Source organism: Arthrobacter sp. alpha11c, from assembly GCF_054149985.1.
On the sequence record NZ_CP196747.1, the window covers coordinates 1,085,574 to 1,107,623 of the forward strand.

Below are 22,050 nucleotides of genomic sequence, written 5' to 3' on the forward strand. Positions count from 1 at the left end.
GTCAACCGCCGATACGCGAAACACCCTCGGCGAGGAGCGCGTTGCATTTGGTGTTGACCTGATCGGCGAACTGCCCGGCCGTCAGGGATCCCTGGACCAGCTTGGGGAACTGCTCCGAAACTGCAGCTGTCAGGGCCGTGACCGTGGCGTACGGGGAGAAGCTCAACACCTTGGCGTATTTGTCCTCGGCCGTTTGGGTTTCAAGTGCTGTCTTCTGGTAGGCCTCCTTGGAAGGAAGGCTGGAACGAAGGTTCTTCATGACGGGGAGGCCACCACCGGTTGCCGCACGATCCTTTGCAGGTTGTCCGGCAGTGAACCATTCGAGAAAAGCGAAGCCGCCGTCTGGATTTTTGGCCTTGGCGGGGATCCAGTGGCCCGTGGCACTGGTGGTGGGACTTACCCGTTCCTTGCCCAACAAAGGGGCAGGTGCCATTCGGGCAAAATCGGGTGCCTTCTTATCGCTGGCCACAACGCCGGTCAGCCAGTATCCGGCGCTCTGCATGGCCTGTCGGCCTGAACTGAACGGGGGCCAGTCCCAGCCGTCCGGGTTGGGATCCAGGAGTGTGTAGCCAGCTTTGGCTTTCGCCACATCTGCCAGCCAGCCGACGGCCTTCTGAGCCTCGGGTGAACTGAAGTCCACCTTCTTCAAATCTTCACTGAACAGCGAGACGCCGGTTGTGGCGAGCATGCCCTGAAGGAACGCGACATCAGGGGTAGTGGCGAACAAGCCATAGCGGGAAGACTTGCCGCCAGAGGTTGCGGTCATGCTCTTGGCAACGTCCAGCAATTCGTCGTAGGTAAGCGGATTGGCGCTATCAGGAACCCTGGCACCTACTTCCTCGAAAACGGACTGGTTGTACCAGAACATCATGTCCAGGCTCCAGTCCTTGGTCAGCCCGTAGGTGCTGCCGCTGCCCTGCCGGGTGCCATCCCACTTCCACACATCGTTGATTGCTTCGAGGTCGCCCGAGTGGATGAGGGAGCTGCCGGAAAGGTAGTCATCCAGCGGTTTCGCAATCTTTCGGGAAGCCAGATAAGGAGTCACCTGGGCACCGGCGCCGCGGACCAGGTCCGGGGGCGTTCCGGCAGCGAGCATAGCGTTGAGGCGGGTTTCGTCGTACTTGATAAAGGTGATGGGAGCATCGGCGTTGAGCTGCTGCCAAGCGGAGATCACATCTTTGGTGATCTCACCATCGTTGCCCATGATGGTCAGGGCCCCCTTGCCTGAAGAACTGGCACCTGCCGAGCTCGAGGTGTTGACCTTGCAGCCACTAAGAGCTGCTGCTGCCACACCAGCTGCGGTGAGACCGAGGAATCCCCTGCGATTAATGGGTTGGATTTTCATAAACTGCGCACCTTCCTTGCTACGCGTCCACGCCAAGGGAAGGCCTAGGCATGTAACGATAAACGGGAGATCCGGATGCATCACGAGAAAGTGTGCTTTAGGATGCGTTTATCGTTACACGAGCGTGTGGAGGCGTCAATACTTTTTCCCAACTTCGTTTCCTGTTACGGGCTGGGACCTTCGCCCGCCAGGCCGTCCTGAAACGGCCGCGATGTCAAAGAAATATATTGAATCCATGACGATAATCAAATAAACTCGATATACCTCAGGCGCTACTCCGGCAAGCCCGTATCGGGATTATCAACCCACATCGAAAACTTTGGAGTCCTAGATGCATACACACGGGCTTGGTACGGGAGGTAGTCCCCTCGTCCTGGACACGCACGACCCCTCTGAGGCTCGCGAGGCACTCAGTAACGCATACTGCCCCCACATCCTGGCTGTTTCCCAGCCCCGGGACTTCCATGCTGTCCAGGAAGAGGTCACCTTAGGCCCTCTTTCCATACACAGGCTGAGTTACGGATCGGAGGCATCTGTCGATGCTGAACCGCTCGCCTCATGGATCTTGATCAGCATGGTGCTCAAAGGCCGACTGGCCGTAAGTTCGGGCGGCGCTGAACGTATTCTGACGTCAGGGCAGACGATTGTCTTGGACTCGTACCGAAACTTCAGGCTCGTATTTGGGATGAACTCCCAGCTCCTCACTTTCCGGTTTGACCGTGCATACGTGGAACAGGCCCTGCATGATTTGCGCGGCGACAAGACAACGTCCCGGGTACGGTTTGGTTTGCAAGGGCCCAAGTCTTTGCGGGCCGCTGCCACGTGGAATGCAGTATCGTCACTGCTGGTTCGGGAGTCCAATGCGAACACTTTCGGCGCCGGCTATCCCTTATTGCAAGACCAGCTGATCCGGACCGCCGTCGCCGCCCTCGCAGACACCCACCCGCTGGCGATCGACGCCGGGGAGGAGGTTGGCTTGCAAGCTGACTCAGCCGCTGTCCGTCGGGTCATGGCGATAGTTGAGGCCCGGCCGGAGTATCAATATCAAGTCGCCGACCTCGCAAAAAGTTCAGGGTTGGGTGTCAGGGCGCTTCAGGAGGCGTTCCGGAACCAGCTGGGGACAACTCCCATCGGATTCATTAGAGACGTGCGGCTTCGCAGGGCCCACGACGACCTCCTGTCGGGCCGGGGCAGGACAGTTGCAGAAGTGGCAGACCGTTGGGGGTTCTCAAACTTGGGCAGGTTCGCCGCGCAGTATCGGGAACGCTACGGATTCCCGCCATCCGCTACGCTGCGGCGCTGACATCTCGCCTATGACAATTGGCGAGTGCTGGAATGACAAGGGCAGCGCCCTCGTCATTCCAGCACTCGCCGCTCAGATCCTTATGAAGGAGGGACCCTACGAGGGACGTGACCCATCAAGGCTCTGCCAGGGTCTTCCAACCTCGGTGCCCACCCGGATGTTTTGGTCGATCAGAAGCAGTTCGCCCTGCTCAGAGGTATATTTCGGCCAGGCAAAACCCTCATGCGTTGGGTCTCCCGTAACAACAAAGGAAATAAAAGCCTTATGCATTGACGTCCCGATCCTCTCAAAGACAACTTCCTCAATGCCCTGAATAAATCCTGCCCCCGACCATTTATCGACATTGTTGAACGTAAATGGCAGGTCCAGGCAATGAGTCGCGCCCAGCCTGCCGTCAAATGCTGGGGAATCGAATCGGAACTCATACGCGTACACCGGAGCGACTGCAGCCCGCTTTTCCACCAAGTCCAGCGCGCTGCGCCTGAATAGGTTGTCGCTGACAACACCGGAAAGCACCTCCTTTGGGGTGCTTCGGCCCGAGCTGGTGTAGGCCCCATAGATGCCGAGGGCCTCCTCGCCCTCACTGCCCAACCAATCCAACACCTGGGACTGGCTTGTATCTGCATACTGGGGGTCCAACGCGAACGCGAAACTAGCCTCATTTTCGGTCCAGCCGACCAGCAGCTCAACGTCAGATTCCGCCAGCGCCTGCAGTGGATGAACCGGGATACTGTCCTCGTCGATAACCGGCAGGAATGCCAGCGGCCAATTTCCAAACGCCGCGTTGTCAATCAGTACTCCCAGGGAGCCCTCAACGAGACGCTCCCCTGGCTCATTCCTTAACGCTTCGACGTCGTCGTGGCCGAGGAGGGTGGCGAGTTTCCGGGTGCGCTCGAATGCCGCCGAAGGAGTTTGAAACTCGATGCCCAGGGGGATGCTTTGCAGTATCGCCCGATGAAAAAGGCCACGGGAAGTGGGGTGCTGTACAAGTCCTCCTATTGAGAGGGCACCACCTGATTGACCGAGGAGAGTGATGGCGTTGGGGTCGCCACCGAATGCTTCGATGTTATCTACAATCCAGCGCAGGGCAACGGCTTGGTCATCGAGCCATAGGTTCTCGCGGTCACCCATCCCGGAGAGGTACCCCAAGGCGCCGAGCCGGTAGTTGATCGTAACAACCACCAAGTCCCCGTTTTTCGCAAAAGTATCGCCAGCGTAGTAGGGAATATTCCCAGAACCGATGAGCAGTCCGCCACCGTGAATCCAGACCAGGACCGGCCTCCGCTTGTCATCGGCAGAGGGCGTCCAAATATTTAGACTGAGGCAATCTTCATCGAAGGGTGGGGACCCGTGCTCCCCCAAAATAGGCGATCCGCCGGGGACAAATGGCTGGAGCGCCGACGGTCCATAATTTTCAGCGCTCCTTATCCCCGCCCACCCCTCGTGAGGGCGTGCAGATTGCCACCGCAGACCGCCGATTGGGGGTGCGGCGTAAGGAATTCCGCGGAAGACACTCAGGTCTTCTTCGAAAACGCCCACCACATCGCCGTACGACGTTGTAACTACAGGTGAATTACTCACGGTTACCGCTTTCATGTTGTTGGAACCACGATGTGGAATCAGTCCTGCCCGGCATCCACAATTTTGGCGGCCAGCAACTCTGGGTTGGTAAAGACGACTTCGTGACTCCCCGGCATTTGGACTAGTCGGTGAAGCCCAAGCCGGCTGGACATCCGGGGATGCCAGCCCCATTCTCCAGGAGGCAACGCAGTGTCTTCGGTCCCGTTGAGGTAGCTCTTGGGAATTGCTGACTGGTAGAAAGCGGTGAGGTCCAACTGGTCAGCGAAGGGCTGGAAGGGTTCTGGAGACAACAATTCGAAAGTAGATTCCGCGAGTTTCAAGTCCGCGTCCTGAATGAATGCATCACGCCAGATTGAAAACGGCAGCGCTACAGTATTGTCGTCAGAACCAGCAGCCAGCGAGCTGAAAAGTTCACGGTAGTGTGGGGGAACTTCGTCAAGCAGCGAATTCCCCGGCTGCGGAACGAATGCGTTCCAGAAAATGAGCCGGCGCAGCCGCTCTGGAATCTCTTCCGCGACTCGCGCAATTACTGTGCCGCCGAAACTGTGGCCTAAAAGAACCACGTCCGTCAGATCATTGTCCGTAATGAACTGAACTACAGACTGCACACAATCGTCGTGATTCACTTCCTTATTGACGCCGATGCCGTGGCCGGCGAGACTGGGACCGTAGGCCCTGTGTCCAAGGGATTCCAGATGCTCAATGACGGAATCCCAAGAAGCTCCGTCGTGCCATGAGCCGTGAACGAGAACGAATGTTGTCATAACTTCTCCTGTAATAGCAGCGATTTTTCACCGCCGTATATTGATTGGATGACGACAATCGTATGAACTCTATATCGCTCCGGCTACCCCGATAACGCATTCCTTGGCCAATAAACGACCCAGATTAAAAGTCATGACGCTACGGCTGGAGCAGGGTTTCGCTCTTGACCACGTTGATCATCGGCGACAGCAGCTGCATGAGGTTGAGCGCCTGATCATGCGCGTCGTCGTTCTGTCCCGCGCACGCGTCCTGAACAACAGTGACAAACCGGCCTGCGTCAGCGGCACCAAGAGCGGTGGCGAGGACGCAGCAGTCGGTTGCCACACCCGTCAGGATGAGCTCTCCGCCAACGGGGATTAGATCCGCCATGGCTTCGCCCCACTTGGTGAACGTTGGAAGATCAATGGAGCTTGGGGCGTCCACACTTGGAAGCGCGAGATCCCAAATCTGATCCTCGGGTTCCCGGCGCATGCTTGCCCAGCGGTCGTAATAGGGCGACCACGAACCCGGTTCTGTCGGGTCGGGGACGAACCGGGTGGTTATTGGTTGAAATCCTGCGCTTATTAGCCGTGCGATGGTCTGGGCCGCTTCGTCGTAGCGCGGGATGTGCCAGTCCCCCACTTCACGGAAGGCGCGCTGCATGTCGATAATGACCAACTGGCCTTTCGATTCGCTGGTTGAAGCTCCTCGCGTGGGGCTATTCACGGTTTCTCTACCTTCTTAGTCCGCGTAGGGGTCGGCGATGCCGATGTACTGGGTGGTGGTGTATTCGTTGATGCCTTCGGTGCCGCCTTCGCGTCCGAGGCCGGATTGCTTGACCCCGCCGAAGGGTGCTGCGGCGTTGGAGATGACGCCGGCGTTGAAGCCGACCATGCCGAACTCGATCTGCTCCGCAACGCGCAGGAGCCGGTTGAAATCTTTGCTGTAGAGGTAGGACGCGAGCCCGTACTCGGAGGCGTTGGCCAGGCGGATGGCGTCCTCTTCGGTGTCGAAGGTGGTGACGGGGGCGACGGGTCCGAAGATTTCCTGGCCAAGGATCGCCGCGTCGTTCGGGACGTTGGCCAGGACGGTGGGCTGGTAGAAGTAGCCGGGTCCGTCCACGGGGGCACCACCGGTGACAGCGGTAGCTCCGGCGTCGACGGCGGCACTCACCAAGGCGTGGACGTCGTCCCGGGCGCCGGCGTCGATCAGCGGCCCGACCTGCGTGGCTGGTTCGGTGCCGCGGCCGGTGACCAAAGCGCCCATGGCGGCGGCGAACTTGGCGGTGAACTCCGCAGCGACTGAGGAATGGACGAGGAAGCGGTTGGCGGCGGTGCAGGCTTCGCCCATGTTCCGCATCTTCGCTGCCATCGCGCCTTCGACGGCTTTGTCGAGGTCGGCGTCTTCGAACACGATGAAGGGGGCGTTCCCGCCCAGTTCCATGGAGGTGCGCAGGACGTTCTGCGCGGCGTCGGCCATGAGCCTTTTGCCGACGGGGGTGGAGCCGGTGAAGGAGATCTTCCGCAGCCGTGAGTCCTTCAGCAGCGGCCCGGAGATGCCGGACGCGCTGGAGGAGGCGACGACGTTCAGGACTCCCGCGGGCAGGCCGGCGTCGAGCATGGTCTTCGCGAAATACTGGGCCGTCAACGGCGTGAGCTTGGCGGGTTTGAGGACCATCGTGCAACCGGCCGCGACGGCCGGGGCGACCTTGCGGGTGGCCATCGCCAGGGGGAAGTTCCACGGGGTAATCAGCAAACAGGGTCCGACGGGTTTGTGCTGGACCAGGATCTTGTTCTTGCCCTCGGGGGTAGTGAGGTACCGGCCGTAGTCGCGGACGGTTTCTTCGGAAAACCACCGCAGGAACTCCGCCCCGTACGTCACTTCGCCGCGTGCTTCGGCCAGGGGTTTGCCCATTTCCAAGGTCATCAGCAAGGCGAAGTCCTCGGCCCGTTCGGTCACCAAATCGAAGGCGCGGCGGAGGATCTCGGCCCGGGTCCGGGGCGCGGTCCGTGCCCAGGACGCCTGGGCGGCGTCGGCGGCGTCCAGCGCGGCGATCGCGTCGGCGCTGGTCGCGGAGGCGAGGGTGGCGAGTACCTCCCCGGTGGCGGGATCGTGCACATCGAACGTCCCGCCGTCGGACGCATCCCGCCACTCACCGCCAATCAACAAGCGGGTGGGCACGGACGCGAGGAGGCTCGTTTCCCGGTCAATCGTCAAAGTAGAGTTTTCGGCCACAGAGGGTTCCTTACTATTGCGTAGCTCATTTTGTGTCGCAGGACCCCGACGCTGCGTTCATCGTCCTGCGTTGGTTTCGGCACCCGGCATCAGGCTCCCCAGGACGGTGTCCAGCCACGGAACCCGATTTGAGAACCGCCGGATCTTCCCGGGAGCAGCCCAGCGATACGCGTCGTGCTCGTCATTGATCGTTAACCGCCGCCTCTTGCTGACGGCTGTATAGGTATGGACCAGCCACGGATTGCCTTCGTGGTCAGAAATTTGAAGTTGCTCACCGGGCCGGAAGCTGGCGAGATCCCCGAGGACGAGACCTGCTTCTTCCTCGAGTTCAGCCAGTGCCTGCTGGAGCGGGGAAACGGTTGGTTCGAGGTATCCGGTGATGCAGTGCCAGAGCCCGCGTTCATGACCGACGGACTGGCTGCGCTTGAAGAGGGCAATTCGTCCGCGCCATTGAACCACCACAGCCACCACCGCCCGGGGCGGGCGAACTGCGGTGAAGTCTACTTCCGCGCTCGTCCCTTGCAGTGTTGCGGTACTCATCGGGTGCTCCTGATACGGTCGGTTGCCCTGGGCTTGAAGGTTGTTGTGGAAAGGCCGGGGAGGATCCTGGATGGAGTCCTCCCCGACCTTTACCTTGTTGATGGTTAGAGGGTTTGCGCGCCGGGGCTGCGGTCGAGCATTTCCAGTCCTGAAAGACGCCTGCGCCGATGGGTGGCGAAGTAGGTACCGGCAGCGATGGCCCCACCAATGTAGTAAGAGAGGTCACCCATTTGCGGGAAAGCGGCGGCTATGGGTCCGGTATAGATCGAGGACATCCAGAACGGCGAGGAAAGCAGGACGCCTGCCGCCCAGGCCACGAACCCCCATTCGAACTTCCTGCTCTTATCGAAGAGTTCACGCAGCCCACGATCGGTGCGTCGGCCTCCGAACAGGTAATCGCAGACCAGGACCGCCACGTACGGGGCGATGCAGTAGGCAGTGAGGTTAAGGAATGCGGTAAAGCCTTCGTTGAATCCGGTCTGGCCCCACTGCGCCACGAGATAGGATGCGGCACAGATGAAGACTACGGCTGTGTGTCGCTTGACCGGAACGCCCATGGTCTGGATGGAAATGGCGCCGCCGTAGACATTGAGGAAGTTCTGGGTGAACGAGGACAAAGCGACGACGCCGAGGCCGACGGCGGCCCAGGGGCCCATGAGTTCCTTCAGCGCACCGATGCTATCGGACGCCGTGGTGGTGGTTCCCAGGAGGGTTCCGAGGATCCCCATCCAGACAAGGGTCACGAAGTTGCCCAACATGGTGGCCCAGCCGGCGCCGCGCCTGTTCCCCGCTGTATTGGGAAGGTAACGGGAGTAGTCCGAGGCAAAGGGCATCCACGCGACGATGAAGGAGAAGAACCAGCCGAAGAAGACGATCCACCCTCCGACGCCGTTAAAGCCCAGGGCTGTGGGGTTGAAGTCGGTCTCGACGCGTCCGTTGGCGGCCGCCACGATGGTGATGAAGACGAAGCCGATCACCAGGACAAAGGACAGGATCCGCTGCAGGAAGTGGATCAGGTTGTAGCCAATAACGGCCACTCCAAGCTGGATACCCATGAGGATCAGTGACGAGAGCCAAAAGGGGATATCGGTGAGCAGGGCGATCGCCTTGCCGCCAAGGATGACCGTAACGGCGGCCCAGCCGATTCCAGCGAAGACGTTCACGTAGGCCACCGGGAAGAGGTTGCCGATGAAACCAAGAGGTCCGCGCCCCTGCATCTGCTGTGGGACGCCCAGCCGAACACCCATCGCGGACAAGTAACCCATTCCTGCAGAGGAGGTCACGCCGGCAAGGATGATCGCCAGGGCCGCAGCCCAGAACGGCAGGCCGAAATATGTGGCACTGAACCCCAGGACGACGATGGGGAAGTTCATTCCGGCGGCGAACCAAAGGAAGAACTGGGAACGGGGCTTGCCATGGCGCTCGACGTCGGGAATGTGCTCGATGCCGTAAGGCTCGATTTTGGTGAGGCTGTCGCGGTAACCGCGATCTTCGGCAATGCTGCTTTCTGCAGCGCGAATGGTATCCGGGCTCATTTTTGTCCTAATGTTGGATGCGCACCTCGGTGCGCTGCTTACGAGCAGTTCGGTCGGCGCGGTTGGTTTCCTGTCGGGGATTGTTGGCCGCGCCGGCCGTCTAAAGTTCGGCGAGTTGAGCGCCGTCGAAAAAGTGCCCGGCCTTGTAGACCATTGGCGCAGTTTCGCTGATTTCCGCGTGGCGGACCCTGCAGATGAAGACCGTGTGGGTCTTGGCTTGGAAACGTTCCTGGATTTCAGCTTCAAGGGAAGCGGCCGAACCGTCCAACAGGGGACTTCCCTTGGGCCCTTCGTGCCAGTCGAGCTCGGCGAACTTGTCCGGAGCCTTCGAGGCGAAAGTCTTCACAGTGCCCAACTGCTCCGTGCCCAGAATGTTGATGCCCAAGTGGCTTGAAGAGAAAAGCGCGGGGTAGGTGCTGGACGTCTTTTGTACACAGACAAGCACCAGCGGTGGTTCCAGGGAGACCGAGCAGTAGGAGTTGGCTGCCAGCCCCTTTGGCGTATCACCTTCCTTCGTGGTCACGACCGTAACTCCGGTAATGAACTGGCGGTTGAAAGCCTTCATCAGGGATGGGTCCAGTTCAGCAAACTCGTCGCCATCCGGAACAATCGGAGCAGCAATACCGCGCAGTGGCCGAATGCCAAGGCCGGCGAGCAGTTCACTGCCGTCCCATGTCACGGTTTCCTTGAGTATTTTGCCGTCCTGAAGGATCAGGATGTTTGAGCCACGGGTCTGGACGGTGAGACCAGTGGCGGGTACGCCCAGGTATTCATGGGTGTGGGTGCCGGTGGAAGTCCAGAAAACGGCGACTGTTCCGGCCCCTTCGACGACGTCATCGACAGTAGTGCGCAGGTCCGGGAAGGCTTCCCGGACGGCGGCGATCTCCGACTTCAGGCCGGCGAGGTCGACAGTTGCGCCTGTCGCCTTACTGGTGCGGGTATAACCGGGAGATACGAGGCTGTCCAAAGCATCAAGGTCTCCCTTGTCCCAAGCGGCGAGCCAAGCTGACGTGATAAGCGGTTCGAGCGTCTGTTGCATACCAATGACCGTAAGACAGGTCACATGCCGACGTCAATAGGGCTACGCAAAATTGGCAAATTCCCTGTAATAGCGGGCTTTAGCAAAAGTTTGCGCTGCGCTGTTGACTCCGCTGATGCATGCAACATAGTCTTTCATGTATGCAAGAGAACCTGGAAGTAGTGAATGCGCTGGCCGACCGCGACGCCCTCCTTGATCGGATCCGCAGACTGGTACTGGGAGGGGATTTTCCTCCGGGCGCAGTTCTTCCCGAAGCATTCCTGGCCCAGGAGTTCGACGTGAGCCGGACCCCTATCCGCGAAGCACTAAAGCAGCTGCAGCATGAAGGTCTGGTTGAGATCCGGCCTAAGGTGGGCACTTTCGTGCGTGAGCCCACGCGCAGGGAGATCATCGAGCTCTTCCAGCTCAAGGAGTCCCTGGAGGGACTCGCGGCATCCCTGCTCGCCGGACGCGGGGAGGTCAAGGAGCTCGCAATACTGCGGCGCAACCTGGAAGAGTCCGAAATGACTTCCCTCACCCACGACACCGACACCTATGCCCGGCTGGTCCATGAGTTTCACTGGACGATCGTGCGCGGCTCGGACAACCGAAAGCTTATTGAGCACTACGAACGGCTCATGAACCAGCTCGCGTACCAACGCCTTGTTCTGCGAACGGTTGAACACCCGGGGAGGCTCGAAGCCTCCACGCGTGAACATCGGGCTGTGTTGGACATGATCGAGCACAAGGACCCCTTCGGGGCCGAATCCGCCATGAGGAACCATGTTCACGCCTCATCCAGGGAGGCCCTCACCGAACCGGTTCCGGGCCGCCGGAGCTGAAGCAACCACAACGAAAGGAAGCCATGCGCTTCACCATGACTGGAAAGAGCCGATAATGAACGACCAAAGACTCGGCATCCGCAAGATTGTCTACTACAGCGAGGAAATCCTGCTCGAAAACGATGCCTCTCCTGCCATTCCAGCGGTTCGCGCAACAGCTGCTGCCGTGGTCACAAACCCATGGCTGGGCGGAGACGCGAGCGATGACCTCAGCAAGGAAGTAGTACAGCTTGCTCCGGTGCTTGCACGAAAACTGACCGACGTCCTCGCTGCCAACCTCGGCGGCGTGGACGCCATCGAGGCGTTCGGTAAGGCCGCGCTGGTCGGCATCGACGGCGAAATTGAGCACGGCGCCGCCCTTATCCACACGCCGTTCTTTGGCAACCTGGTCCGCGAAAGCTTCGAGGGCGAATCCATCATTTGCTTCGCAGACGACCGTGCAGAGGCAGGGACCTCGCTCGTCGTACCCCTCTGGCATAAGAACGCCGCCGCAACCCGCACCCATTACCAGAGCATCACCACACGCATCGGTGACGCCCCGCGCCCAGGCGAGATCGTCGTCGTCCTCGGCGCCTCAACCGGACCCCGGCCGCATTCCCGCATTGGGGACCGCCGCACTGATCCCATCGTCAAAGCAGACACCCTAGGAGAACTTGTTTCATGAGCATTCGCAAAATTGTCACCCTGACCGAAGACGTCCTCATTGAAGGAGGCCGGGAAGTCAGCCCGACCGCAAGGGTCGCGGTTGTCGCAGCCATCATCAAGAACCCGTGGGCCGGCCAAGGCTTTGTCGAGGACCTTTCCGCGGGTATTGATGGCAGTGCATCAGATATCGGAGCCCTGCTCGCTCCCCGCGTGCTCGAAGCACTCGGCTCCCCCGCCGAAGCATATGGCAAAGCTGCGATCGTGGGACTGAACGGGGAAATCGAGCACGGTTCCGGCCTCATCCACACCCTCGCGTTCGGAAACCACTTCCGTGACGCTGCCAACGCCACCACCCTCTTGCCGGCCGTGGAAAAGCGTGGCCCTGCTGGTGTTGTCTTCGATATTCCCCTCAAGCACATCACGGACGCGACCATCCGGTCCCACCACCAAAGCATCGAAGTCCGGATTAACGACGCCCCGCACGCCGATGAGATCGTGATTGCCCTCGCGGCAGCAGCCCAGGGCCGGCCCCAGCAGCGCCTCGCCGCCTTCAGCACTGAAGCCAACTAAGGAGGCTGCCCAGTGAGCCGCGCCCGCATCGCACTCATTCACGGAGTCGGCCTCGACGGGTCAATGTGGGGGCCGCTCCGTGAATTCCTCGAACCTGAGTTCGACATTCAAATCATTGAACTCCCCGGCCACGGAAGCCGGGGCCAGGCCGCACCGGAAGGAGTAACGCTCGCCGAACTCGCCGCGGACGTCGCGGGATACCTCGAACCCGGCACTCACCTCGTGGGTTTCTCGCTGGGTGCCCTCGTCGCGCAGCACCTGGCCCGTTACCGGCCCGATCTCGTGGCCTCCCTGGTTTCGGTCGGATCAGTATGCAACCGGACACCGCAGGAGCACGCCGCAGTGATGACGCGGTTGGCCTCCGCCGCTGCCGACTTTCCCGCCACCGTGGAGGCATCCATCCTTCGCTGGTATCCGGAAGGGTCCTCCGTGACGCCCGAATTGGTGGAGGCAACCAGGAAGGTCCTGCTTCGCAACGATCCCCAATCCTTCCTGGCCTGCTACCGGGTATTCGCAACTGCGGATGCAGAAATTGCCCCCGAGCTTCCCCGGATCACCGTTCCGTCCCATGCCGTGACGGGCGAGCTGGACCCGGGATCAACGCCCGAGATGAGTGCACGGCTCGCCGCGGCCATCCCCGGCAGCACCTACTCCATCATCAGCGGGGCCCGCCACATGATGCCCGTTGAGCGTCCCCAAGAGCTCGCCAACGAACTGACAGCCTTCATCAAGGAGCATTCGAATGTCCACTGAACGCCGCTACGAACACTTCATTAACGGCGAGTGGGTTGCGCCATCCAATGGGGACTACTTCGACAGCAGCAACCCAGCAACCCTCGACGTCCTCTACCGCGCAGCACGCGGCAACGAAGCCGATGTCTCCAAGGCCGTTTCAGCAGCATCCGCGGCTTTCGAGAACCCGGCCTGGCGGGACCTGAGCCAGACCAAACGCGGACACCTCCTCCGCCGGCTCGGTGACTTGATCGGCGAGCACGGTGACGAACTCGCCCGCATGGAATCCCTCGACAACGGTAAGCTCCTGCGCGAAATGCGCGCCCAGCTCGCCGCTATGCCCGAGTACTACTACTATTACGCAGGCCTCGCCGACAAGATCCAAGGCGACACCATACCTGGCTCAAGCCGCGCCATGCTGAACTACACGCTGCGCGAACCCCTCGGCGTCGTGGGCGCCATTACACCGTGGAACTCGCCGCTGACCCTGACCACGAGCAAGCTCGCCCCCGCCCTGGCGACCGGCAACACCATTGTCATCAAGCCCTCTGAGTACACCTCAGCCACCGTCCTGCGCCTCGCGGCGCTGGCCGATGAGGCCGGTTTCCCGCCCGGCGTCATCAACGTCGTCACAGGATTCGGCGCAGAGGCGGGAGCTGCGCTGGTGGAGGATCGCCGCCTGGCAAAGATCTCCTTCACAGGCAGCACCGCCACGGGCGCCCGCATTGCTTCCTCAACCGCATCCCGATTCATCGGTTCAACGCTGGAGCTGGGCGGCAAATCCCCGAACATTGTTTTCGGCGATGCCGACATTGCCAACGCCTCCATGGGCGTAGTGGCTGGCATATTCGCTGCCGCCGGCCAGACCTGCATTGCAGGAAGTCGCGTGTTCGCCCACAAATCCATCTACGACGAATTGCTCGAGCGCGTTGCCAACCGCGCCCGCAGCATCGTCATTGGCGATCCCCTCCTTGACGCCACCGAACTGGGACCGCTGGCGTTCCAGGACCAACGCGACAAGGTGGCCAGCTATGTAGATCTCGGCGTGTCGGAAGGGGCGACCGTCCTGACCGGCGGAGGCCGACCCAACACCGGCCTCGGGGGCTACTTCTTCGAGCCCACCGTCCTTACCGACGTGAACAACTCCATGCGTGTGGTCCGGGAGGAAATTTTTGGCCCCGTCGCAGCGATCATGCCCTTTGAAACCGAAGACGAAGTGCTTCGCCTGGCCAACGACACCACGTACGGACTCGCCGCCGGTGTCTGGACCACCAACCTGGCCAGGGCACACCGGATGGCCAGCCGTCTGGAGGCAGGAACAATTTGGGTCAACACCTACCGCACCATGTCTCCCCAATCGCCACGCGAAGGCTTCAAGACCAGCGGCGTGGGCGTGGAACACGGCATTGAAAGCATCCGTGAATATACCAGGGTCAAGAGCATCTGGATCAACACCGACGAATCCCCCATCGCAGACCCCTTCATCATGAGGAGCTGACAACCTTGCCTCTAATCGAAGTCTCAATCGCCCGGGGCCGGACCCCCGAGCAGCTCCGATCACTGATTGACGAGCTTCACCGCGCCGCCGAGATCTCTGTGGGCGCGCTGCCCGAAAATACCACGGTCATCATCCGCGAAATCCAGCATGAACACTGGTCCCGCGGCAACCAGACCATTGCCGAACGCAATGCAGCAGCCCAGGAAGCTGCCCCAAACACCGATTCGCCGGCACACGCCGCCGCAGAACGAAGGAGTCACTAATGCGGTTTTCCCTCTTCGTCCACATGGAGCGCTGGGACGAATCCGTCTCTCACCGCGAATGCTTCGAGAACCTGACGGAGCTGGCCCTTCTCGCGGAAGCTGGAGGTTTCAGCACCGTCTGGATCGGTGAACACCACTCCATGGAGTACACCATCTCCCCCAGCCCCATGCCCCAGCTCGCCTACCTGGCAGCGCGCACGTCACGCATCCGGCTGGGCGCCGGGACCATCATTGCGCCCTTCTGGAATCCACTCCGCGTGGCGGGAGAGACGGCACTTCTGGATGTCATCAGCAACGGCAGAATGGAAGTAGGACTCGCCCGCGGCGCTTACCAGTTCGAGTTCGACCGCCTCATGGGCGGCATGTCCGCGGTGGACGGCGGTAAGCACCTTCGCGAAATCGTTCCCGCCGTGCGCGCGCTCTGGGAAGGTGACTATGCACACGACGGCGAGATCTGGCAGTTCCCCACATCCACCAGCGTCCCCAAGCCCATACAGAAGCCGACTCCACCCATGTGGATCGCCGCGCGCGACATCTCCTCACACGAATTCGCGGTGGCGAACGGCTGCAACGTCATGGTGACCCCTCTGATGAAGGGCGACGAGGAAGTCGAAGACCTCGCGCGCAAGTTTGGTACCGCCGTCGAAAACAACCCGGGTGTCCCCCGGCCGGATCTCATGGTGCTCCGCCACACGCATGTCCACTCTCCGGAAGAACCTGAGGGTTGGCGCCGCCCGGCCGAGGCCATCAACAAGTTCTACAGGACATTCGACGCCTGGTTCGGAAACAAGAACACTCCGACGAACGGCTTCCTCGAGCCCAGCCCAGAGGAGAAGTTCGCCGACCGTCCGGAATTCGCTCCGGAGTCCCTCCACCAAACGGCAATGATCGGGACCCCTGAAGAAGTCATCGAACGGCTCCGCCACTATGAGGCACTGGGCGTAACGGAGTTCAGCATCTGGTCCGACAACAGCCTTTCCCACGAGGAAAAGAAGCGCTCACTCGAACTCTTCATCGAGCATGTTGTACCGGCCTTCCAGGAGGCTCCGGCAACTGCGGCCAGGTAGCGGCGCCTTCCGTCCGCACCTCGAGAAAGTTCCAGAGGACCTTGCAGCCGACGACGGCGGGACTGGCCTGCCGTCGTCGGCGCGTTTCCAGATGGGCGCCTGGTGTCCCCAGTCTTTAGGGCTGGTTGCCGCTGGTGAGATCCCGTTCCACCGTTACTCCGTAGGGAACATCAGAGCTCAGGTTCACTGTGTACATGTCAGGCCCGTGGCGGGTGACAATAATGCCCTGCCATCCTTCTGCCATCGAGTGGTCGCGGGCCATCTCTACAGCCATGTTGATACTGTCTGAGATTTCCGTTGTCGATTGGCCCGTGATGTGGAAGTAGCGGCCGGCCTCAATCGTAATGATCATTGGACTCCTGCTTTGTTCTCTTTGTGTCGACTTTGATTGGTAGTCGTTGGGCACGCCACGCAAGGACGGGCCTGGGCATTCGCGCCCAGGCCCGTCCTTAGTATTTGTCGGGGAGTTTAGATTTCGGAGGGCCTTGCCTGGGTGGCATTTTGTTTGGCTGACTGTGTGTCGGCCGCCTTTGGATGCTGGACCTTAAGTGGTTCGTCCGGCTGACCCTCGCGATCGTGGAGACGCATCTCTGGTGGTTCTTTGCGGAATCCCTTGGTGAGGAAGACGAGGTAGAGCACACCCAGCCCGACCCAGCAGAGGCCGATGGTGATCGCGATGGGGCTGAGCTGGGTTAGAAGGTAAAAGTCGACGGCGGCGCCCAGGATCGGGAGGACGATGAAGCCAATGATCGAAAGGTCTTTTCCTTGCCGACGGCTTCGGATGAAGTAGGCGACGACGCAGAGGTTGACGGTGGTGAATGCCAGGAAGGCGCCGAAGTTGATAAAGGAGGTTGCGACCTCCAACGAGATGTTCAGTGCCAGCATGGCCACGGCACCGACGAGGACCAGATTGAAGATAGGCGTCCTGGTTCGGGGGTGGAGGCGCCCGAAGAGCCGGCGGGGCAGGACATCGTCGCGGCCCATGACGTAGAGGAGCCGGCTGGTGCTGGCCTGGATGGCGAGCCCCGACGCGAACCCGCCGACGATGAAGAGCATGTTGGTGATGTTGGCGTAGAACTGTCCGCCGACGAGAACCTGCATCGCGTATGCGGCGGTGGCTGCTTCTTCAAAGTCCCCGCCGGGGTGAACGAGCTGCATGATGTAGGAGACGACGGCAAAAAGTACTCCTCCGACCAGGACTGTCAGGAGGATAGCCCGCGGTATATTGCGCTCGGCGTCTTTGGTTTCTTCGCTGAGTGTGCTGACGGCGTCGAATCCCAGGAAGGCGTAAGCAGCGATAGCCGCAGCCGCAGCGACGCCGCCTACCGTCGTCGCACTATTCCAGAAGGGGTCGGTGAACGAGGAGGGTGCGTTTCCCCCGAGGTAGGCCAGGCAGTAAGCAATGAAGATCCCGATGAGGGTAACCACCAGGAGGGTCAGCGCCTTGTTGACACGGTCGGTGAGCACGATGCCCGTGACGTTGATGATCGTTGTCAGTCCTGCGTTTAGAGCGAGCCAGGCCCAAACGGGGACGGCGGGAAACTGTGCTGCGAGGTAGAACGATTGGAAGAGCCAGGCCACGGTGGGAAGGAAGAGGTAGTCCAGGAGGATTGCCCACCCGACGAGGAAGCCGACGCGGGAATCGAGAAGCCGGCGCGCATACACGTAGGCCGAACCTGAGTTCGGAAAAATTTTCGCCATTTTTGCGTAGCTAAGGGCCGTCAGCAGCATGGCAGCAGTGGCGAGGGCGAATGCTGTCGGGGCTGTTCCGTCGCTGGTGGAGGAGATCACACCGAAGATCGTCATGACGATGCCCGGCGCCATATAGGCCAAGCCGAACACGACTACCGATAGCAGGGATAGTTTGGGGGTGAGTTTGATGTTCTCAGCGGACATGGGAAGTTCCTTGGGCTGGGGCAGTGCTGAGGTTGGTCAGGTTCGACGGGGAGGTGGTTTGCCGCCAGAGGCGGGGATCCAGCTGACCCGCGTAGAGCGGCAACGGAATGCTGTCATCGTTTTCAGCGAACTGGTCCCAGGGGCGGGTGACGCCCGCAGTGCCATACTGACGTACATTTCCTACTTGGTCCAAGTCGATCACATCCACCAAGGTCGCGTCTTCGGGCCCGGTCGCAGAGATCCGCACGCGGCCTTCGGGGTCAACCAGCAAACTGCGCCCGACCCCGTGCGGGCCCGCTGCGTTCACACTGGCAACGAAGTTCTGGTTGACGATTGCGTTGGCTTGGCCGATAACAACTTCCTGCCCGCGATCGTTGGTCGGGGTTTGGACAATGTTGAGGACGAGCTCTGCGCCCATCCACGCCAGATGCCTGCTGTGTTCGGGGAACCAGGCGTCATAGCAAATGGACAAACCGACGCGGCCGTAGCCGGTCATATCGAAGACGACGAAGTCCTTACCGGAACAAACGGTCTCGTAGGGTTTCCAGGGAAAGATCTTCCGGTACGCGGCTACAGTTTTTCCTTGCGGGGAGTAGACGACGGCGGTGTTGTAGATTTGCCCGTCCGTGCCACGTTCGAGCACGCTGCCCGGCAAGAGCCAGATTCCAAGGTCTCCGGCAAGCTCAGAAAGAGTACGCCCGCGCGGGCCATCGAGAGGTTCGGCGGAGGCTTCCATATAGGCCTGCCGGTCCGCAGGGCCCGGAGCATCTGCCGTGTTCAAGTGCAGCTCCGGGTAAACGAAAAGGTCGGCGACCGCATGTGCTTTGACCTTCCGCTCGAGACCAGCAGCAAAATCAGTCAACGTCTCGGCAGGTGATTGCACAAGAGCCAGAGGGAGAAGTCGGGTCATGACAGGGAGTTTCCTTGCGTAAGCGAGTTTCTTAAATAAAGATTAATTAAAGATTAATTAAGGAACTTGAGCGTGTCAAGGCTCACCTTGAGCGCGGTGTGAAAGCATTGAGATCATGGCAAGACCACGGAACCAAACAGAACGCAGGGATCAACTCGTAGCAGCAGCAGGACGAGTCCTCCTGGACAGAGGGTCATCAGCGGCCCGCCTTTCCGACATTGCAAACGAAGCCGGTGTCACCCCAGCTGCGGTGCTGTACTACTACCGCGACGTTGACGAACTCTTCAGCGAAGTCTTCCATCAAGGCGTTACGGAGTACTGTGACCGCAGGGAGGCTCGCATCCAGGCTGAGATTGGCCCCGAAGCGCAGCTCAGAGCCTGCATTCATTCCGGCGTACCGTGGCCTGGGGAAAGCGAAACTGCTTCCCGGATCCTCGTGGAACTCATCCCTGTTTATCTTCGCAACGAGGCGGCCGCCCGGCAGCAGATGGCGTTCGTGCAACGGCAAACGAATCTCTACAAGGGGATCCTGGAACGAGGCGCGCAGGAGGATGCTTTCACCCTGTCAGCGCCCGCCGGGTTCCTGGCCCGGAGTTTCGTAGCCCTCGAGGACGGCCTCGTAATGGACGTCCTTCTCGGCGACCTGACACCGGAAGACGAGTACAAATTCCTGATCAGCTACGCGTCGAACATGGTGAAAACCAAGACAAGGGATTGATTTCGTTCTAGATTCGCGCAGTCGGATACAGCTCCGATGTGAAACGTGAAAGGTTGCGCAGGCACTCCCCTATCGCAGGTGCAGCGAAATGCAGCGGATTCCACACGCCGAAGAGCGTGAACACCAGGTCCTTTCCGCGATGAGTGATGGGCATGGCGTGCACCCCAAAAGTCGGATCATCCGAGAGTACGCAGATGCCTTTTCCGGCGGCCGCCAACGCTTGGCCGATCCGGGCCGAGCGTACTTCAAATTCGGCGGTATACGTGAGACTTTCGGTGCTAACAGCATCATCGAACATTGTGCGGACGCCGAAATCAGTTGTCATGGTTATGAGAGGCCATTGCACGAGTTCCTGGAGGCTGATTTTCTCCTGCCCGGCAAGAGGGTGTTCGGCGTTGCACTGCGCCCAAAGGAACGCCCTCCCAACCACAACCGATTCAAGCTCGGCTGGGGGCGGCTTTGTTCCCAGCGCAAAGTCAGCCTTACCTTCCTGCAAGGCATCGTAGACAAACTCAGGGGTTGCCTCGACAACATTGGTCAGGACCCCATCTGGCCCCTGCGAAACAATGAAAGGGGCGATGATGTCGGCGATGGTGGCAGAGGCTGCCGCTATCGTCAGCCGTTGCACTGATCCCCCGGCCATTGCACGTGCGGATGATTTTGCCTGGGCGGCGCGAGTGACCAGGTCCTTGGCGATGGGCAGAAACGCAGTGCCCGCAGCGGTCAGCGACAACTTTGCTGCTGATCTATCGAAGAGGATGAGCCCGAGGTCCTTCTCCAGCGAACGAAGCTGCCGGGATAAAGATGGTTGGGCCACCATCAAAGAGCGTGACGCAGCATTGATGGATCCTTCATCAACGATGCTCAGGAAATACGTCAGGTGTCTTAAGTCCACTTATGCCTCCAAGGTATGGGTTCTACCCATCATAGGCATTTCCCAGGCATAGTCTCACTTAGTTAGACTCGTCACACTTCCCCCCTTCTTCAAGGAGTCTCTCTTGGCACTCTCATTTCCAACCCCGGCTCGGACCGTCTTCGCTACGGCCGCCACAGTGGTTCTTGCGTTAGGCTCAGCAGGCTGCACTCCCTCCCCGGATGCACCTTCAAAGCCGGATGTGTTCACTGTCGCCGCGTCTGCTGCCATAACCACATGGGATCCCGTGCGTTCCTTTTCAACCGAGGCGCTGTACATGGGAAACGTCTATGAGCCCCTGCTATGGAAGAACCCTGAAGGCTCCGCCGAAGAATTCAAGCCGGCCATCGCGGAGTCCTGGAGCGCCAGTGAGGACGGAAAGGCATGGACCTTTAAGATCCGTTCGGGCGCAACCTTCCACGACGGCGAGCCCGTCAATGCTGCAGCTGTCAAGGCCAGCATTGACGCCGCAAGGGAGCGGGCAGCAGCATCCTTCATCTGGGCCCCGGTGGAGAGCATTGAAACTCCTGACGACTCAACTGTCGCTATCAATCTTAAATACGCTGCCCCAATGGACCTCGTAGCTTCCTCCACCTATGGCGCCTGGATCGTTTCTCCCAAGGCCCTGGCGGCATCGGCCAAGGACGAGAAGTACTTTGATGCCGGAATTGACGCCGGCTCCGGACCATACACCATCGACTCTTACAAACCCGGCTCTGAGGTCGTCCTGAAAAAGTTCGATGCCCACTGGAACAAAGAAGAGGCCCCCCATTTCGACGTTGTGGACATCTCGATCACTCCGGATGCGGTAACGGCCCAGCAAATGTTGACCGCAGGAGAGGTCGATTATGCGACCAGCATCCCCGTGGAAAATGCCAAGACGCTGGCTAACGATCCGAAATTCACGGTGAAAGACTTCAACTCACCCTTCAACTTCCTGGCCATGTTTAACACCAGCCGCGCACCGTTGAATGACCCTGAGGTCCGCCGCGCGCTCAGCTACGCAATTCCGTACCAGGAGATCATCGACATCGGAGGGCAGGGCTACGGTACGCAGTCCCACGGCCCTGCTCCCAAGGGCATATTCCCCTACAGCGAAGATGTCCCGCAGTACTCCCAAGACTTGGAAAAGGCCAAGCAACTGTTGGCCGCAGCTGGTCATGCCGACGGCCTGAAGCTCACTCTTAGCTATGCCTCCGAAAACCCTGCGGAAGCCCGCTTTGTGCCACTGATCAAGGATGCGTTCGCCAAGATCGGTGTGGAAGTGGACGTCAAGGCCCAGTTGTTCAATCAGCAGTGGGATGCCGCCAAGGCCGATCCCGCAACAGCTCAGGACATTTTTGTGCTGTATTACTGGCCGACCTACAGCGACGCCGGCAGTGACAACCTCACCACACTGTTCCATTCCAGCGAAAAGCCATCCTTCAACTTGAGCTACTGGAAATCCCCCGAGTACGACGCCTTGGTGGATAAGGCGGCAACACTGACAGGAACGGACAGGTCTGCAGCCGCGGACCTCTATGAGGAAGCCATGCAGCTCCTTTATAAGGAGGCACCTGCTGCGTTCCTGTACGACGCCCGCGCCGTCTCCGTCGTTCCGGCTGGACTGAACATTTCCCAGTTCAACGAAAATTATCCCTTCACGGTGTTCTTTGCATCTATCAAACCCGCTGCCTAGCCATCCCTTCTGAGACG

At 60.1% G+C, this 22,050-nt stretch carries 22 protein-coding genes; 10 read left to right on the forward strand and 12 right to left on the reverse strand.

Annotated elements, in window-relative coordinates; translation table 11 throughout:
• Position 1: 1 nt before the first annotated feature.
• Complete coding sequence (locus ACTAQJ_RS04995) at positions 2-1,345, reverse strand: extracellular solute-binding protein (RefSeq protein WP_498701153.1); 1,344 nt, start codon at positions 1,343-1,345, stop codon at positions 2-4.
• A gap of 331 nt (positions 1,346-1,676) precedes the next feature.
• On the opposite strand from ACTAQJ_RS04995, the gene ACTAQJ_RS05000 reads away from it, so the two are divergent.
• Positions 1,677-2,648: an AraC family transcriptional regulator gene (locus ACTAQJ_RS05000; protein ID WP_498701156.1), complete on the forward strand. Its 972-nt coding sequence runs from the start codon at positions 1,677-1,679 to the stop codon at positions 2,646-2,648.
• Between the two features lie 96 nt (positions 2,649-2,744).
• Here ACTAQJ_RS05000 and ACTAQJ_RS05005 read toward each other — a convergent pair whose 3' ends face one another.
• The 7 genes from ACTAQJ_RS05005 to ACTAQJ_RS05035 form a co-directional block, all read right to left on the reverse strand.
• Positions 2,745-4,229, reverse strand: coding sequence for a carboxylesterase/lipase family protein (locus tag ACTAQJ_RS05005; protein ID WP_498701158.1), 1,485 nt, complete (start codon positions 4,227-4,229; stop codon positions 2,745-2,747).
• Positions 4,230-4,267: 38 nt separating this feature from the next.
• The gene (locus ACTAQJ_RS05010) at positions 4,268-4,993 is read right to left on the reverse strand and encodes an alpha/beta fold hydrolase (RefSeq protein ID WP_498701159.1); all 726 of its coding nucleotides are present in this window, start codon (positions 4,991-4,993) and stop codon (positions 4,268-4,270) included.
• Between the two features lie 139 nt (positions 4,994-5,132).
• Positions 5,133-5,699: a cysteine hydrolase family protein gene (locus ACTAQJ_RS05015; RefSeq protein WP_498701161.1), complete on the reverse strand. Its 567-nt coding sequence runs from the start codon at positions 5,697-5,699 to the stop codon at positions 5,133-5,135.
• Between the two features lie 15 nt (positions 5,700-5,714).
• Positions 5,715-7,208 (reverse strand): NAD-dependent succinate-semialdehyde dehydrogenase, encoded by a 1,494-nt coding sequence (locus ACTAQJ_RS05020; protein WP_498701163.1) that lies wholly within the window; start codon positions 7,206-7,208, stop codon positions 5,715-5,717.
• A 57-nt stretch (positions 7,209-7,265) separates the two neighbouring features.
• The gene (locus ACTAQJ_RS05025; RefSeq protein ID WP_431114992.1) at positions 7,266-7,748 is read right to left on the reverse strand and encodes an NUDIX domain-containing protein; all 483 of its coding nucleotides are present in this window, start codon (positions 7,746-7,748) and stop codon (positions 7,266-7,268) included.
• A 104-nt stretch (positions 7,749-7,852) separates the two neighbouring features.
• Positions 7,853-9,283 carry a purine-cytosine permease family protein gene (locus tag ACTAQJ_RS05030; RefSeq protein ID WP_477521283.1) on the reverse strand — a complete coding sequence of 477 codons (1,431 nt, stop codon included), beginning with the start codon at positions 9,281-9,283 and terminating at the stop codon, positions 7,853-7,855.
• A gap of 100 nt (positions 9,284-9,383) precedes the next feature.
• Positions 9,384-10,322: a flavin reductase gene (locus ACTAQJ_RS05035; RefSeq protein WP_498701166.1), complete on the reverse strand. Its 939-nt coding sequence runs from the start codon at positions 10,320-10,322 to the stop codon at positions 9,384-9,386.
• 140 nt (positions 10,323-10,462) lie between these two features.
• Between ACTAQJ_RS05035 and ACTAQJ_RS05040 the strand changes: the two genes are divergently transcribed.
• Genes ACTAQJ_RS05040 through ACTAQJ_RS05070 form a run of 7 tightly spaced genes read left to right on the forward strand, consistent with a single transcriptional unit; the run spans position 10,463 to position 15,918 of the window.
• Positions 10,463-11,143 carry a GntR family transcriptional regulator gene (locus ACTAQJ_RS05040; protein WP_498701168.1) on the forward strand — a complete coding sequence of 227 codons (681 nt, stop codon included), beginning with the start codon at positions 10,463-10,465 and terminating at the stop codon, positions 11,141-11,143.
• A 55-nt stretch (positions 11,144-11,198) separates the two neighbouring features.
• A complete protein-coding gene (locus ACTAQJ_RS05045; protein ID WP_498701170.1) occupies positions 11,199-11,807 on the forward strand; it encodes an amino acid synthesis family protein in 609 nt (202 codons plus the stop codon).
• Positions 11,804-12,358, forward strand: coding sequence for an amino acid synthesis family protein (locus ACTAQJ_RS05050; RefSeq protein WP_498701171.1), 555 nt, complete (start codon positions 11,804-11,806; stop codon positions 12,356-12,358). Before ACTAQJ_RS05045 ends, ACTAQJ_RS05050 begins: the two co-directional genes overlap by 4 nt.
• Before the next feature lie 12 nt (positions 12,359-12,370).
• On the forward strand, positions 12,371-13,111 hold the full coding sequence (locus ACTAQJ_RS05055) for an alpha/beta fold hydrolase (protein WP_431114986.1): 741 nt from the start codon (positions 12,371-12,373) through the stop codon (positions 13,109-13,111).
• Positions 13,101-14,588 carry an aldehyde dehydrogenase gene (locus ACTAQJ_RS05060; RefSeq protein WP_431114985.1) on the forward strand — a complete coding sequence of 496 codons (1,488 nt, stop codon included), beginning with the start codon at positions 13,101-13,103 and terminating at the stop codon, positions 14,586-14,588. The genes ACTAQJ_RS05055 and ACTAQJ_RS05060 overlap by 11 nt, the downstream gene beginning before the upstream one ends.
• A gap of 5 nt (positions 14,589-14,593) precedes the next feature.
• On the forward strand, positions 14,594-14,851 hold the full coding sequence (locus ACTAQJ_RS05065; RefSeq protein WP_431114984.1) for a tautomerase family protein: 258 nt from the start codon (positions 14,594-14,596) through the stop codon (positions 14,849-14,851).
• Positions 14,851-15,918 (forward strand): LLM class flavin-dependent oxidoreductase, encoded by a 1,068-nt coding sequence (locus ACTAQJ_RS05070; RefSeq protein WP_498701177.1) that lies wholly within the window; start codon positions 14,851-14,853, stop codon positions 15,916-15,918. Before ACTAQJ_RS05065 ends, ACTAQJ_RS05070 begins: the two co-directional genes overlap by 1 nt.
• A 115-nt stretch (positions 15,919-16,033) precedes the next feature.
• Here the strand turns inward: ACTAQJ_RS05070 and ACTAQJ_RS05075 are convergent, their stop codons facing one another.
• The 3 genes from ACTAQJ_RS05075 to ACTAQJ_RS05085 form a co-directional block, all read right to left on the reverse strand.
• On the reverse strand, positions 16,034-16,270 hold the full coding sequence (locus ACTAQJ_RS05075) for a hypothetical protein (RefSeq protein WP_498701179.1): 237 nt from the start codon (positions 16,268-16,270) through the stop codon (positions 16,034-16,036).
• Positions 16,271-16,386: 116 nt separating this feature from the next.
• Positions 16,387-17,814, reverse strand: a complete 1,428-nt coding sequence (locus ACTAQJ_RS05080) for an APC family permease (protein ID WP_498701181.1) — start codon at positions 17,812-17,814, stop codon at positions 16,387-16,389.
• Entirely contained in the window at positions 17,804-18,724 is a 921-nt protein-coding gene (locus ACTAQJ_RS05085) for a carbon-nitrogen hydrolase family protein (RefSeq protein ID WP_498701182.1), read from the reverse strand. The genes ACTAQJ_RS05080 and ACTAQJ_RS05085 overlap by 11 nt, the downstream gene beginning before the upstream one ends.
• A 115-nt stretch (positions 18,725-18,839) precedes the next feature.
• On the opposite strand from ACTAQJ_RS05085, the gene ACTAQJ_RS05090 reads away from it, so the two are divergent.
• Positions 18,840-19,442, forward strand: coding sequence for a TetR/AcrR family transcriptional regulator (locus ACTAQJ_RS05090; protein ID WP_498701184.1), 603 nt, complete (start codon positions 18,840-18,842; stop codon positions 19,440-19,442).
• A 7-nt stretch (positions 19,443-19,449) separates the two neighbouring features.
• Here the strand turns inward: ACTAQJ_RS05090 and ACTAQJ_RS05095 are convergent, their stop codons facing one another.
• Positions 19,450-20,337: a LysR family transcriptional regulator gene (locus ACTAQJ_RS05095; protein WP_498701186.1), complete on the reverse strand. Its 888-nt coding sequence runs from the start codon at positions 20,335-20,337 to the stop codon at positions 19,450-19,452.
• Positions 20,338-20,440: 103 nt separating this feature from the next.
• Here ACTAQJ_RS05095 and ACTAQJ_RS05100 point away from each other — a divergent pair, with 103 nt between their 5' ends.
• Complete coding sequence (locus ACTAQJ_RS05100; protein ID WP_431114968.1) at positions 20,441-22,033, forward strand: ABC transporter substrate-binding protein; 1,593 nt, start codon at positions 20,441-20,443, stop codon at positions 22,031-22,033.
• Positions 22,034-22,050 lie beyond the last annotated feature (17 nt).

What these genes read in the sequence shown, in the direction of transcription:
- ACTAQJ_RS04995 (WP_498701153.1), bottom strand. Translation starts at nt 1,345, where the DNA reads ATGAAAATCCAACCCATTAATCGCAGGGGATTCCTCGGTCTCACCGCA.
- ACTAQJ_RS05000 (WP_498701156.1), top strand. Translation starts at nt 1,677, where the DNA reads ATGCATACACACGGGCTTGGTACGGGAGGTAGTCCCCTCGTCCTGGAC.
- ACTAQJ_RS05010 (WP_498701159.1), bottom strand. Translation starts at nt 4,993, where the DNA reads ATGACAACATTCGTTCTCGTTCACGGCTCATGGCACGACGGAGCTTCT.
- ACTAQJ_RS05025 (WP_431114992.1), bottom strand. Translation starts at nt 7,748, where the DNA reads ATGAGTACCGCAACACTGCAAGGGACGAGCGCGGAAGTAGACTTCACC.
- ACTAQJ_RS05030 (WP_477521283.1), bottom strand. Translation starts at nt 9,283, where the DNA reads ATGAGCCCGGATACCATTCGCGCTGCAGAAAGCAGCATTGCCGAAGAT.
- ACTAQJ_RS05035 (WP_498701166.1), bottom strand. Translation starts at nt 10,322, where the DNA reads ATGCAACAGACGCTCGAACCGCTTATCACGTCAGCTTGGCTCGCCGCT.
- ACTAQJ_RS05040 (WP_498701168.1), top strand. Translation starts at nt 10,463, where the DNA reads ATGCAAGAGAACCTGGAAGTAGTGAATGCGCTGGCCGACCGCGACGCC.
- ACTAQJ_RS05045 (WP_498701170.1), top strand. Translation starts at nt 11,199, where the DNA reads ATGAACGACCAAAGACTCGGCATCCGCAAGATTGTCTACTACAGCGAG.
- ACTAQJ_RS05050 (WP_498701171.1), top strand. Translation starts at nt 11,804, where the DNA reads ATGAGCATTCGCAAAATTGTCACCCTGACCGAAGACGTCCTCATTGAA.
- ACTAQJ_RS05060 (WP_431114985.1), top strand. Translation starts at nt 13,101, where the DNA reads ATGTCCACTGAACGCCGCTACGAACACTTCATTAACGGCGAGTGGGTT.
- ACTAQJ_RS05070 (WP_498701177.1), top strand. Translation starts at nt 14,851, where the DNA reads ATGCGGTTTTCCCTCTTCGTCCACATGGAGCGCTGGGACGAATCCGTC.
- ACTAQJ_RS05075 (WP_498701179.1), bottom strand. Translation starts at nt 16,270, where the DNA reads ATGATCATTACGATTGAGGCCGGCCGCTACTTCCACATCACGGGCCAA.
- ACTAQJ_RS05080 (WP_498701181.1), bottom strand. Translation starts at nt 17,814, where the DNA reads ATGTCCGCTGAGAACATCAAACTCACCCCCAAACTATCCCTGCTATCG.
- ACTAQJ_RS05085 (WP_498701182.1), bottom strand. Translation starts at nt 18,724, where the DNA reads ATGACCCGACTTCTCCCTCTGGCTCTTGTGCAATCACCTGCCGAGACG.
- ACTAQJ_RS05090 (WP_498701184.1), top strand. Translation starts at nt 18,840, where the DNA reads ATGGCAAGACCACGGAACCAAACAGAACGCAGGGATCAACTCGTAGCA.